Annotated in this window: 11 protein-coding genes; 9 read left to right on the top strand and 2 right to left on the bottom strand. The window is 62.7% G+C overall.

Annotated elements, in window-relative coordinates:
* Positions 1-252 precede the first annotated feature (252 nt).
* The 5 genes from ettA to RWT78_RS22760 all read left to right on the top strand — a co-directional run bounded on the left by ettA (position 253) and on the right by RWT78_RS22760 (position 8398).
* A complete protein-coding gene (ettA, locus tag RWT78_RS22780; protein WP_314681017.1) occupies positions 253-1932 on the top strand; it encodes an energy-dependent translational throttle protein EttA in 1680 nt (559 codons plus the stop codon).
* 4 nt (positions 1933-1936) lie between these two features.
* Positions 1937-2356, top strand: a complete 420-nt coding sequence (locus RWT78_RS22775) for a thioesterase family protein (protein WP_050654618.1) — start codon at positions 1937-1939, stop codon at positions 2354-2356.
* Between the two features lie 99 nt (positions 2357-2455).
* A complete protein-coding gene (locus RWT78_RS22770) occupies positions 2456-7303 on the top strand; it encodes an NAD-glutamate dehydrogenase (protein WP_314681013.1) in 4848 nt (1615 codons plus the stop codon).
* Positions 7300-7719, top strand: a complete 420-nt coding sequence (locus tag RWT78_RS22765) for a thioesterase family protein (RefSeq protein ID WP_029255682.1) — start codon at positions 7300-7302, stop codon at positions 7717-7719. The genes RWT78_RS22770 and RWT78_RS22765 overlap by 4 nt, the downstream gene beginning before the upstream one ends.
* Positions 7712-8398, top strand: a complete 687-nt coding sequence (locus RWT78_RS22760; protein WP_314681007.1) for a hypothetical protein — start codon at positions 7712-7714, stop codon at positions 8396-8398. Before RWT78_RS22765 ends, RWT78_RS22760 begins: the two co-directional genes overlap by 8 nt.
* A 28-nt stretch (positions 8399-8426) precedes the next feature.
* On the opposite strand, the gene RWT78_RS22755 is transcribed toward RWT78_RS22760, so the two are convergent.
* Entirely contained in the window at positions 8427-10025 is a 1599-nt protein-coding gene (locus tag RWT78_RS22755) for a glycoside hydrolase family 13 protein (RefSeq protein WP_314681004.1), read from the bottom strand.
* A gap of 170 nt (positions 10026-10195) precedes the next feature.
* Between RWT78_RS22755 and RWT78_RS22750 the strand changes: the two genes are divergently transcribed.
* A complete protein-coding gene (locus tag RWT78_RS22750; RefSeq protein ID WP_030536649.1) occupies positions 10196-10624 on the top strand; it encodes a cupin domain-containing protein in 429 nt (142 codons plus the stop codon).
* A gap of 4 nt (positions 10625-10628) precedes the next feature.
* Here the strand turns inward: RWT78_RS22750 and RWT78_RS22745 are convergent, their stop codons facing one another.
* Positions 10629-11036 carry a globin gene (locus tag RWT78_RS22745; protein ID WP_003944464.1) on the bottom strand — a complete coding sequence of 136 codons (408 nt, stop codon included), beginning with the start codon at positions 11034-11036 and terminating at the stop codon, positions 10629-10631.
* A gap of 182 nt (positions 11037-11218) precedes the next feature.
* Between RWT78_RS22745 and RWT78_RS22740 the strand changes: the two genes are divergently transcribed.
* The 3 genes from RWT78_RS22740 to RWT78_RS22730 all read left to right on the top strand — a co-directional run bounded on the left by RWT78_RS22740 (position 11219) and on the right by RWT78_RS22730 (position 12765).
* Positions 11219-11917 (top strand): HNH endonuclease, encoded by a 699-nt coding sequence (locus RWT78_RS22740; protein ID WP_003944465.1) that lies wholly within the window; start codon positions 11219-11221, stop codon positions 11915-11917.
* Positions 11918-12035: 118 nt separating this feature from the next.
* A complete protein-coding gene (locus tag RWT78_RS22735) occupies positions 12036-12299 on the top strand; it encodes a hypothetical protein (RefSeq protein WP_007730943.1) in 264 nt (87 codons plus the stop codon).
* Positions 12286-12765 carry a DUF5130 domain-containing protein gene (locus tag RWT78_RS22730; RefSeq protein WP_003944512.1) on the top strand — a complete coding sequence of 160 codons (480 nt, stop codon included), beginning with the start codon at positions 12286-12288 and terminating at the stop codon, positions 12763-12765. The genes RWT78_RS22735 and RWT78_RS22730 overlap by 14 nt, the downstream gene beginning before the upstream one ends.
* Positions 12766-12883: the final 118 nt, after the last annotated feature.

Here is a 12883-nt window from a genome sequence, read left to right as displayed (position 1 = left end):
TCCATGTGCCTGGTTCCATTTTCCATGCGTCGACGCTCTCGCAGCTCGGTGGCGAGCCGAAAGGCATCCACCGGGCAATGATCTGAGCCGTCCTGGGGACACCCGGAGGTGTCCCCATCGCGGTTTTCGTGGGGGTCGATGAGCATGTCGGCGAATCTGGTCGATGACCTCGGACTGTCCGCAGAACCCGCATCGGTGTGAGCGCCAACGCGCAATGTGGGTTATAGGACAAACACCGATAGGCTGGCGGTCATGGCTGAGTTCATTTACACGATGAAGAAGGTGCGCAAGGCGCACGGTGACAAGGTCATCCTCGATGACGTCACGATGAGCTTTTACCCCGGCGCGAAGATCGGTGTCGTCGGACCGAACGGCGCTGGTAAATCCAGCATCCTCAAGATCATGGCCGGACTGGACCAGCCGGGCAACGGCGAGGCATTCCTGGCTCCGGGCGCGACCGTCGGCATCCTCATGCAGGAGCCGGAGCTCGACGAGACCAAGACTGTTCGCGAGAACGTCGAGGACGGTCTCGGAGAGACGATGGTCCAGCTCAAGCGGTACAACGAGATCGCCGAGCTGATGGCCACGGATTACTCCGACGAGCTCATGGAAGAGATGGGCGAGCTGCAGGAGAAGCTCGATCACGCAGATGCGTGGGAGATCGACTCGCAGCTCGAGCAGGCTATGGACGCCCTGCGCTGCCCCCCGCCGGAAGAGATGATCACCCACCTCTCCGGTGGTGAGAAGCGACGCGTTGCGCTCTGCAAGCTGCTGCTGAGCAAGCCCGACCTGCTGCTCCTCGATGAGCCCACCAACCACCTCGACGCCGAATCTGTCCTGTGGCTCGAGCAGCACCTCGCTGCTTACCCCGGCGCAATCCTCGCCGTGACTCACGATCGTTACTTCCTCGATCACGTCGCGCAGTGGATCTGTGAAGTCGACCGCGGACGCCTGTACCCGTACGAGGGCAACTACTCCACCTACCTGGAGCAGAAGGCTGCACGCCTCGAAGTTGCCGGCAAGAAGGATCAGAAGCTGCAGAAGCGCCTCAAGGACGAGCTCGCATGGGTTCGTTCCGGCGCCAAGGCCCGCCAGGCCAAGAACAAGGCTCGTCTCGATCGCTACGAGGAAATGGCGAACGAAGCAGAGAAGACGCGCAAGCTCGACTTCGACGAGATCCAGATCCCGGCACCGCCGCGCCTGGGTGACGTGGTCGTGGAGGTCTCGAACCTCGACAAGGGCTTCGACGGTCGCGTTCTGATCAAGGATCTCTCGTTCACGTTGCCGCGCAACGGAATTGTCGGCGTCATCGGCCCCAACGGCGTCGGTAAGACGACGCTGTTCAAGACCATCGTCGGTCTCGAGGAGCCTGACGCCGGTGAGGTCAAGATCGGTCAGACGGTCAAGCTGAGCTACGTCGACCAGAACCGTTCCGGAATCGACCCCAAGAAGACGGTCTGGGAGACCGTGTCCGACGGGCTCGATTTCATCGTCGTCGGCCAGACCGAGTTCCCCTCGCGCGCGTACATCAGCTCGTTCGGTTTCAAGGGCCACGATCAGCAGAAGCCGGCCGGCGTCCTCTCCGGTGGTGAGCGCAACCGCCTGAACCTGGCGATGACGCTCAAGCAGGGCGGCAACCTGATCCTGCTCGATGAGCCCACCAACGACCTCGACGTCGAAACCCTCGGCTCGCTGGAGAACGCTCTCGAAGAGTTCCCCGGCTGCGCCGTCGTGATCTCGCACGATCGCTGGTTCCTGGACCGGACCTGTACCCACATCCTCGCGTGGGAAGGTGGCTTCGGCGACAACGAGGCAGCTTGGTACTGGTACGAGGGCAACTTCGAGGGCTACGAGGCGAACAAGGTCGAGCGACTCGGCCCCGACGCCGCACGCCCGCACCGCGTGACTCACCGCAAGCTCACCAGGGACTGATCCGGTGTCCGACGTATACACAGCGCAGATCCAGGTCCGGTGGGGCGATTCCGACCGGTTGGGTCACGTCAACAACACGCGTTACGTCGAGTACATGCAGGAAGCGCGCATCCACTTCCTGGAAGCGAAACTGGCGCCGCTCGGCGGCCGGCCGGGATACCTCGTGGTTCGAAAGATGACCGTCGAGTTCCTCAAGCCGGTCACCGATCGGTCCGGTCCCTTGAACGTGGAGATCTTCACGACTCACGTCGGGACTTCCTCGTTCACGGTTCGGCACGTCATCCGTGACAACGCGGGTGTCGAATGCGCTTTCGGCGACGCGTTGATGGTCGGATTCGACACGGTGTCCGAAAAGTCCAGACCGCTGGCGGACAGCGAACGCGCGGTGCTCGAAGCATCGCTTGTTCAGATGACGACATCGTAGATTTCGTTTCTCAGTTCACCCTAGGTACTGGTTGCCGCGGCTAGTCTCGAGTCAGAGATTGGTCGCGGCGATCAGAACCCACAAGGATGTGAGCCAGGAATGACAGACCGTGTACGGCAGCAGGGCACAGGCCTCGACGAAGCGACGTTGTTGACGCGTCTTCGCGAGGCCTTTTTCACGCATATCGACGAGGGTGACAGCGACGACGTCATCAACGGTCGATCGGATCGAGTCCTGCTCGCGCATCTTGCGCTCGGGAGGCAGCGGACCCCGGGCACGGCCGTATGGCGTGTGTACCGCCCGTCAGGATCCGAGGGTCTCGGCGCTGCCGTCCAGATCGTCACCGACGACATGTCGTTGCTCGTCGAGTCCGTTACCGCGATGCTCAACCGACAAGGTGTGGGAATCAGTCAATTCGCCCATCCGATCCTGACGGTTGAACGCGATGACTCGGGCAATCTGATGTCCTTGGGCGACAGCGGTATCCAAGAATCCTGGATGCACGTCCAGTTGGACTCCGAAGTCGAGGATTCCGCTCTCGACGCGATCGAAGCACACCTCGGCAAGGTGCTCGCGGACGTCCGCCAGGTGGTTGGTGACACCCCGGACATGAAGGCATTGCAACTGCGCGTTGCCGACGAGTTGGAGAGTGCCGCAGAAACTGCCTCCGGGAGGATCACCCCCGAAGAATTCTCCGACACCGCCCGGCTGCTGCGGTGGATGGCGGACGGAAACTATGCCGTGCTCGGATACCGGCGATTCGAGGGAACGAAGGACGGTTCACGTACGGTCGCCGGCAGTGGACTCGGCGTGCTGCGCTCCGACGCGGTCACCGAAGGCCCGATGAGTTTGCCTCCCGTCGCAGATCTCCCGGATCGACCGCTTCTGGTCCTGACGCAGGGATCGTTCCCCGCCACGGTGCACCGCGCTGTCTACCCGTACTTCGTGGGCGTGTCGATCCTCGACGACGAGGGAAACATCGTGGGAGAGCACAGATTCCTGGGCGTGTTCACCGTGGTCGCACTCCACGAGAACGTCCTCGCGATTCCTCTGATCGAGCGCCGCGTCCGCGAAGTCATCGCGCGTGCCGGTGTCGACCTGCATTCGTACTCCGGTCAGGCGATGCTCGAGGTCATCCAGTCGTTCCCACGCACCGAGTTGTTCTCGAGCGATGCCGTGACCTTGTTCGAGACTGTGCACGCCGTGCACAGTATCGGCCTGCGTCGACAGGTGCGTCTCTTTGTCCGCGAGGACACGTTCGGACGCTTCGTGTCCTGTTTGGTGTACCTACCCCGCGACCGGTACACGACGCGGGTGCGACTGGCGATGCAAAACCTGCTGTGGCGCGAATTCGGACCAGGCACAGTCGATTACACCGCCCGGGTTACCGAGAACGATCTTGCGCTGTTGCACGTGACGATCCGGCGCGATCCGGACAGTGAGCCGGTTCATCTCGATGTCTCCGAGGGCAACCGCGAGCGAGTTCAGGCCCTGCTGACCGAAGTCAGTCGTAGCTGGGACGATCGCATCAACGACCTTGTTCGCGACAGTCCGGGTGTGGATCCGGAACTGGTGCAGCGGTATTCGCGGGTACTTCCCGATGGATACAAGGAGGACTTCGAACCGTCACGTGCGCTGGCCGACATCGCCAGGCTCGAGGCGTTGGCGCCAGGCGCGATCGACGTGCTGCTCTATCGTGCCGTGGACTCCGCGCCCGGTGCCTGGCGCTTCACGCTCTTCGTCGGCGGCGACGGTATCTCGTTGAGTCAGGTGCTGCCGGTGCTGCAGTCACTCGGCGTCGAAGTTCTCGACGAGCGGCCGCACGTCGTGCAGCGCCTCGACGGCGTTCAGTGCTGGATCTACGATTTCGGATTGTCGGTACCGGCGGATCTTCGGGCGTCGGTCGAGATCGACCTCGATGCGCAGGTGCCGCTCGAGACCAGTACCGCCCCGCTGACCGAGGTCCAGAAGCGATTCACGGCTGCATTCGGTGCAGTCTGGTTCGGCCGGGCAGAAGCTGACCGATTCAACGAGTTGGTGCTGCGGGCCGGAATGTCCTGGCGGCAAGCCGTGGTGCTGCGTGCTTACGCAAAGTATCTGCGCCAGGCCACATTTCCGTACAGTCAGTTCCACATCGAAGGAATCGCGCTTACACACCCGCAGACCGCGTTTGCATTGGTGCAGTTGTTCGAGGCGATGTTCGACCCCGAGAAGCAGGACGACATTCGCGTCGCCGAATTGGACGAGCAGTTGCGTGCGTCCATCGACGAGGTACTCAGCTTGGATGCCGATCGCATTCTGCGTGGAATGTTCTCCTTGGTGAAGGCGACCTTGCGTACCAATTTCTACGTCGTCGACGCCGATGGCCGCTCTCGCGACTACCTGTCGGTCAAGCTCGATCCCTCACGGATCAGCGAGTTGCCCAAGCCGCGGCCGGCTTTCGAGATCTACGTGTACTCACCCGAGGTCGAAGGCGTCCACCTGCGATTCGGCGCAGTCGCGCGCGGCGGGCTCCGCTGGTCCGACCGGCGCGAGGATTTCCGCACCGAGGTGCTCGGCTTGGTGAAGGCTCAGGCCGTCAAGAACGCGGTGATCGTGCCGGTCGGCGCCAAGGGCGGCTTCGTCGTGAAGAATCCGCCTCTGCCGACGGGTGATCCGGCCGTTGATCGAATGGCGACGCTGGAAACCGGCAAGGCCTGCTACACCACGTTCATCTCCGGATTGCTCGACATCACCGACAACGTGCACGCGGCTACCGGCGAAGTTGTGACGCCGGATCGAGTGGTGCGCAAGGACGATCAGGATCGCTACCTGGTGGTCGCCGCGGACAAGGGCACGGCGACGTTTTCGGATCTCGCCAATTCGGTTGCCGCCAAGTACGACTTCTGGCTCGGCGACGCGTTTGCCTCCGGTGGCTCCGTGGGATACGACCACAAGGGCATGGGTATCACCGCTCGCGGCGCCTGGGAAAGCGTCAAGCGGCACTTCCGCGAACTCGGGGTCGACACGCAGACGCAGGATTTCACGACGGTAGGCGTCGGCGACATGAGCGGAGACGTGTTCGGCAACGGAATGCTCCTCAGTCGGCACATCCGTCTGGTGGGCGCGTTCGACCATCGACACATCTTCCTCGATCCGAACCCGGATGCAGCGAGCTCGTTCGTCGAACGTCAACGACTTTTCGAGTTGCCTCGGTCGTCATGGGCCGACTACGACAAGAGCCTGATCAGTGAAGGTGGCGGCGTCTGGGACCGCACGGTCAAGTCGGTTCCGATCGCCGAAAGCGTCCGGATCGCACTGGGTCTGGCCGAGGGGGTCACGAAGCTCTCGCCGCCGGAATTGATGCAGGCGATTCTGTCGGCACCGGTGGATCTGCTGTGGAACGGCGGAATCGGTACATACGTCAAAGCGTCGACCGAGACCAATGCGCAGGTTGGCGACAAGAGCAACGACGCCGTGCGTGTCGACGGTCAAGATCTGCGGGTCAAGGTGATCGGGGAGGGCGGCAACCTCGGCGTGACAGCTCTGGGAAGAATCGAGTTCAGCGCCAGCGGCGGTCACATCAACACCGACGCCATCGACAACTCGGCCGGCGTCGACTGCTCCGATCACGAAGTGAACATCAAGATTCTTCTCGATTCGCTCGTGCGTTCGCAGTTACTGCCCACGCAGGAACGGAATCCGTTGCTGGCGTCGATGACCGACGACGTGGCTGCGCTGGTGTTGGCGGACAACATCGCCCAGAATGCGCTGCTCGGAATCTCCCGCGTGACGGCGCCGCAGATGCTCGGTGTTCACCGCCGTCAGTTGACGGATCTGACCAAGGCACGTGGCCTTGACCGCAAGCTCGAGGCGTTACCGACCGACAAGGAGATCGAGCGTCGACTCGAGGCCGGTGTGGGTCTGACGTCGCCGGAATTGGCGACGCTGACGGCGCACGTGAAGCTTTCACTCAAGGACGATCTGCTCGCAACCGAGTTGCCGGACAACGATTTCTTCGCCCAGCAGATCCCGCAGTACTTCCCGACCGCTGTTCGCGATCGGTTCGAAACGGAGATCAAGGCACACCCGTTGCGGCGGCAGATCGTCGCGACGATGCTCGTCAACGAAGTGATCGACAACGGCGGAATCACGTACGCCTACCGCTTGGCCGAGGAGACCGGAGCGAGCAGTACGGATTCGATCCGTGCCTACGCCGCTGTGCGAGAGGTGTTTGCGCTCGACGAGGTGTGGTCGCGAATCCGCTCGGCGGGCGTCAGTGCAGAGATCGAAAACGAGTTGATCGTTGAGTCGTGCCGCTTGCTCGACCGCGCGTCGCGGTGGTTCCTGGCCAATCGGCCCCAGCCGATCGCCGTCGGCGCCGAGGTTGCGCGTTACTCGGCGGCGTATCGGGCGACGGCACCTCTGGTTCCGGGGCTGCTTGCGGGCCATCAGCTCGACGATCTGCTGGTGCGGGCTCAATCGGTGATCGATCGCGGGGCTCCGGAAGCGTTGGCGCTGGACGTGTTCCGACTGCTGGACGTCTACTGCCTGCTCGACATCGCGGATATCGCCGACATCGCAGATCACGACATCACCGAAGTCGCGGAGCTGTACTACGCCTTGGACGCGCATCTGGGAATCGACTGGTTGCTGAGCGCGGTCTCGGGACTCGAGCGCGGCGATCGATGGCACTCGCTCGCGAGGCTCGCGTTGCGAGACGACCTCTACAGTTCGCTTCGGCAGCTGACGATGGAGGTTCTGGCCGGCGGCGAGCCGGGGGAGTCGCCGCAGGAGAAGATCGACGAATGGGAATCGACCAACGCCTCGCGGCTGAGTCGGGCGAGGGCAGCTCTCGTCGAGATCTTCGAGTCTGGGACGCTTGACCTCGCGACGCTCTCGGTGGCGGCGCGTCAGGTTCGTAGCATGGTGCGCAGCATGGGCACCCGATCGGAGGTAGGACGTTGAGCGAAGGATTCCACGCCGAAGTTGTGGTTCGGTGGTCCGACATGGATGCCTTCCAGCACATCAACCACGCACGGATGGTGACGTTGCTCGAAGAGGCGCGGATTCCTTGGTTGTTCGAAGACTCGCGCCCGACGGTCACCCTGCGTGACGGGGCTGTGATTGCCGATCTCCATGTGCGGTACCGCGGGCAACTGCGGCACGAAGATTCACCGCTCGATGTCTTCATGTGGGTGGAAAAGGTTCGCGCGGTGGACTTCACCATCGCGTACGAGGTTCGGCCGCGTGGCGCCGATCTCAGCGTTCCGCCGTCCATCGTGGCATCGACTCAGATCGCGGCCTTCGATATCGACACTCAACGTCTGCGCCGCCTCAGCGGGCCCGAGCGGGAGTACTTGGAGAGCTGGCAACGTGCATGAACGTGTCCTGACCGTGCCCGAGGAGGCCGAGCGAAAGAACTTGGCCGGCTTCATCGGTCACGCCTTGCGTTTGGACGAGTCCGCGGTCATCCGAATGCGTCGACGCGGCGATGCGCACCTGAGTGTCTGGGCGTCAACGGGTTTCGACGCTCTGGCGACGCGAACCGTGGCGGGCACCATCAACCCTGACGACACGTCGGCTGCCGGCGATCAGTTGCTCTCGGCGGTGGAGCAGGCGACAAGTGAGCTGATCGATCCGGGGTTCGCCATGGATTCGGCGTGGCGTGGGGCGTTGCCGCCGATGGACGGCTTCGAGCACCTGGACGACGTACCCGCGCGGGTGCTGATCGAACTGGCGCAGCGGGGCAACGCCTTGGCACTGGAGCATGGAAGTAGTCACGGTCCGCCGGCGTCGTTGCTCGATCAGGACGTGCTCGAGGTCAGTGGTCCATCCGGCACGGTCGGGATCTCGATGCGGGTTGTTTTTGCCTTGACCGCAATGGGATTCGTTCCGCACGCCGGGTCCGAGGCGATGACCGCCGACATCGACCTCGAGCAGATCGACGCCTCGGAACTGGTTCGGGTGCGGGCGAGCAAATCCTGGGTGCGGCTCGATGCACGGTTCGGTTCGATCTACCGTCACCGCGGTGGTTCGATACCGCTGATGGTCGCACGATAGGAGTTCAGGTGGCGGGTGCGGTGTTCTCTCAGATAAGCCACGCCGCAGCGTTGACGGGTAGTTGACCGTCGACGAGTAGCGCGCTGCTCAACAGCAGCTGCCCGTTCGGAAGTGCGATCGGCGCCTCTGTGGTGTTGAGAGCACAGATCAGACCACCGCGTCGACGGAAAGCGAGGCAGCCGGGGGGACTGCCGTACCAATCGATGTCGGCGCCGGAGAACTCCGGCCTGGCGCTACGAAGTTCGAGTGCGGCGCGATAAAGCGAGAGCATCGAGTCGACGTCCTCGATCTGCGCCTCCACCGTGAGCGTCGACCACTCGCGTGGCATCGGCAACCAGGTGCTCGCGCCGGTGGTGAATCCGAACGGGGGTTCGCTTCCTTCCCACGGAAGGGGCACTCGGCAGCCGTCGCGTCCTCGCTCGGCATGTCCGGATCGTTCCCAGACCGGGTCCTGTAGTGCCTCGTCGGGCAGGTCGACGTTCGGCAGGCCGAGTTCGGCTCCGTTGTAGATGAAGCTCGCGCCCGGAAGCGCCAGTTCGACGAGGATCATCGCCCGTGCGCGTTGGGTTCCGATCTCACCCCCGCCGTAGCGCGTGACTTCACGTTCGACGTCGTGATTCGACAGCGTCCACGTGGGCACACCCCCGACCTCGGCGACGGCCGCAAGAGAGTTCTCCACGGCCTCCCGGACGGACTCGGCGGAGAATTCGGTTTCTGCAAGTCGGAAGTTGAATCCGAGATGCAGTTCGTCTGGCCGGATGTATTCGCCGAACTTCTGGTTGTCCTTCACCCAGATCTCGCCGACGGTCATCGCCTCCGGGAACTCGTCCATGACCTTGCGGATGCCGCGGTGGATTTCGTGAACTGCCGGGTTGTTGAACCGCGGGTCGTCGTCGGAATTGCGCATGAGCTCGTTGAGCTCCCAGTCGTGGTCCGGCAAACCGTCGGGCTTGGCCATTCCGTGGGCCACGTCGATGCGGAATCCGTCGATTCCGCGCTCGAGCCAGAAGCGCAGAGTCTTGGCGAGGTCGTCGAAGACCTCGGGGTTGTCCCAGTTCAGGTCGGGCTGTTCCTTGGCGAAGATGTGCAGGTACCACTGGCCGGGTGTTCCGTCGGCTTCGGTGACGCGGGTCCACGCCGGGCCGCCGAAGATGCTCGGCCAGTTGTTCGGCGGTTCGTTGCCGTTCTCACCTTTGCCGTCTCGGAAGATGTAGCGGGATCGCTCCGCCGAATCGGGCGCCGACGCCAGGGCTGCCTTGAACCACTCGTGCTGATCACTCGTGTGGTTCGGGACCAGGTCCATCGTGACCTTGATTCCGCGTTCGTGGGCTGACGTGATCAGCGAATCCATCGTCGCCAGATCGCCGAACAAGGGATCGATGTCGCGAGGATCCGAGACGTCGTAGCCGTGGTCTGCCATCGGTGACTTCATCACCGGGCTCAACCAGATTGCATCGATGCCGAGCAGTTCGAGGTAGCCGAGTTTCTCCTCGACTCCGCCGAGGTCGCCGATACCGTCGCTGCCCGAATCGGCAAAAGAACGCGGATAGATCTGATAGAAGACCGCCTCGTTCCACCACGGGGCTTCGGGCCGGCTTACAGAGGACGAATCCGCGGGGGTGCTCACAGCAGTTCATAGTGCCAAACGTCTGGCACTCTCACGACTTGGACACGGCAAAAGCGTGACTCTTTACCTAGCCTTGGTGTACTTTGCATTCACGCGGTGACACCATGTGGCAACTTTGGTGTTACTGCCGGGGGAGAAGAATTCGGGAATTCAACCAAGGGGGCTTGGCCTTGACTTTGTCGGCAATCGAAGCGGTCAGTTTGGATCATGTACTGCTCGAAGATGATCCGATCAACCGCGACTGGATAATCTTCGGCACACCGGTTGCACGGTCGGCGCAATGGTCGGCGAGTAAAGACGGGACCACGACTACACACGTCTGGGATTGCACGAAGGGGCGCTTCCGCTGGTACTTCCACGCGGACGAAATCGTGCACATCATCGAAGGGTCGGTCACCGTTCAGGCCGACGGAATCGCCGAGCGAACCCTGAGTGTCGGCGATGCCGCACTCTTCCGTGCGGGCAGTTGGTCGGAGTGGGAGGTCGAAGAGTACGTGCGCAAGCATGCAATCTTGAGTTCGCCCCTGCATCCCACGGTGTCGTTCGGGGTACGAGCAGTCCGCCGGGTCGCGCGCGTGTTCAGGCCGAAGGCTAAGTAGACGGTCAGATAGCGGAGTTCACCATGGACGCGGCAGCCATCTCCATGTAGTCGATCAACTGCTTGCGGTGCACCGGGCTCAGAGTCTTCTCGTCGATGGACGCGATGGCGACGTGCATGCACCGCAGCCACGCATCACGCTCGATCGGGCCGATCACGAATGGATTGTGGCGCATCCGCAGACGCGGGTGTCCACGCTCCTCCGAGTACGTGTGCGGTCCGCCCCAGTACTGCTCGAGGAACATCCGCATCCGCCGCTCGGCCGGGCCGAGATCGGCCTCGGGGTAGAGCGGGCGCACAACCTCGTCCTTCGCGACCTCTTCGTAAAATCGCGCGGTGAGCTTGTGAAACGTCTCGGCTCCGCCGACGGCGTCGTAGAAGGTCTGCTGCACGTCGTGCTGTACGTCATTCATGGCAAGTTCCATTGTGCCTGACGGCCGTAGTGGTCGGTTTCCGGGTCGACGACGGTTGTATCGCGTCGGAGTGCGTACCCATTCACCGGAAATTCACCGGCCGTCCTGGCAATTTTGTTCGAAATGGGAGTGCGTAACGCGATCATCCGTGGTCAACTTGGGGGCAGTCTCCCGGAGGTCGTATGAAGAACCGACATGCTGCACGCAATCACCGACAACTCCAGCCCACTAGCGCGCGGAACGACCACGCGTTAGGGGCTGTTCTGGAAGTTGTTCCTGACGGGTTCGCGCACACTGCCGACCCACTCTTTTCCGACGAGCATTCTCACCTCGAGATGTTCCCTCCCGATCGCGTCGTCCCCGAGTGGGTGAAACGTCGGGTGCTACTGCTCAACGTCACGTACGAACCGCTGACCGCCCTTCCTGCCAGGCGCGCGGTCGTACTGATGGCCTGCGGCAAGGCCGATACCGTTCACGAGGACGAACAGGGCCCGGTAGTCCATTCCGCGGACTGGTCGGTGCAGGTTCCCTCGGTCATTCGATTGCGCACCTACGTGCGCGTTCCGTATCGCGCCCGCATCCCCATGACTCGTGCCGCGCTGATGCATCGTGACCACTTCCGATGTGCGTACTGCGGAGCCAAAGCCGAAACCATCGACCACGTCGTTCCTCGCAGCAGAGGTGGCGGGCATTCGTGGGAGAACTGCGTCGCGTGCTGTGCCCCCTGCAATCACCGCAAGGCCGACAAGATGCTCAGCGAACTCGGATGGACCCTCCGTGCGGAATTGGTCCCGCCGTCCGGACCTCACTGGCGTCTGCTCGCGGCGACCAAGGAATTGCATCCGGCGTGGATGCCGTATCTCGGCGTGGGCGCAGCCTGAGCAATGTGTCGGCGTGGGCGCAGCCTGAATTGAGTTCTAGCGTCACCGAAACGAAATTGCCCGAGAATTTGTGGCCCTGACGCTTTCCTTCCTGGCGTTCTGGGCTACGTTATCTGGTGTGAGCATTCTCGAGGTAGTACTGATATACGTTGGGATTCCGGCCTTGATCACCGCGTTCTTCGCGGCTGCGTCCTTCCTCGGGAAGAAGACGCCGGGACCGGTTCCGCCGGCGTTCCATCTCGGTGAGTCGTGGGATCACGCTCCCGTGCTGTGGAGTGCTGTCGACGAGGTCACCGTTCGCGGTGGCCATCACGGCAGTGCACACGCAATCGAAGCCGGTTCGGCTGATCTGATCGGAGGGTCCGCAAGTGGCAAGTGGTGATCATTCGACCGCGCTCGCAGTAGCGCCCGAGGACCTGCCCGTCGGCAGCGTCGTCACGTCCAGTGGACGCGTATCCGGTGTGCATCGCATCGGCGAGCCGTTCACCGACGATCTTCCGTTCGAGACCATGGATCTGGTCGCGCTCGACGTCGCGATGACCGAAGCGACGCGGGCCACCAAGGTGCGGTTCAACGCGTACGTCGGTGATCTCGGTTCTGATCCGGCAGCGGGTGCCGACGCATTGTTCCCGACCACGCCCGAAGCCGAGCGTTCCGTCCTGATCGCCGTTTCGCCCAACCAGCGCACCGTCGAGGTTCGCAGCGGTCGGGCAATCGCCGATCGGGTCACCGATCGTGTTACCCAGCTCGGAGCAACGGCAGCTGTTGCATCCTTCAGTGAAGGCAACCTGATCGACGGACTGATCAGTGCCATCCGCGTTATGGCAGCCGCAATTTCAGCGCCGTAACTGTTTGTCAGACACAGGCCGGTGCCCGCGTCGCTTCGTGAGAATCGACGCGGGCCCCGGCCTTTCGCATGTCAGCTCGCGTCGAACATTCGTGCTGCGTGTGAACGGGCCACGCCGG

Source organism: uncultured Rhodococcus sp., assembly GCF_963525155.1.
Taxonomy (GTDB): domain Bacteria; phylum Actinomycetota; class Actinomycetes; order Mycobacteriales; family Mycobacteriaceae; genus Rhodococcus_F; species Rhodococcus_F qingshengii.
Note: the sequence above shows the minus strand (reverse complement) of the source record. Positions and strands in the feature narration are given on the sequence as shown.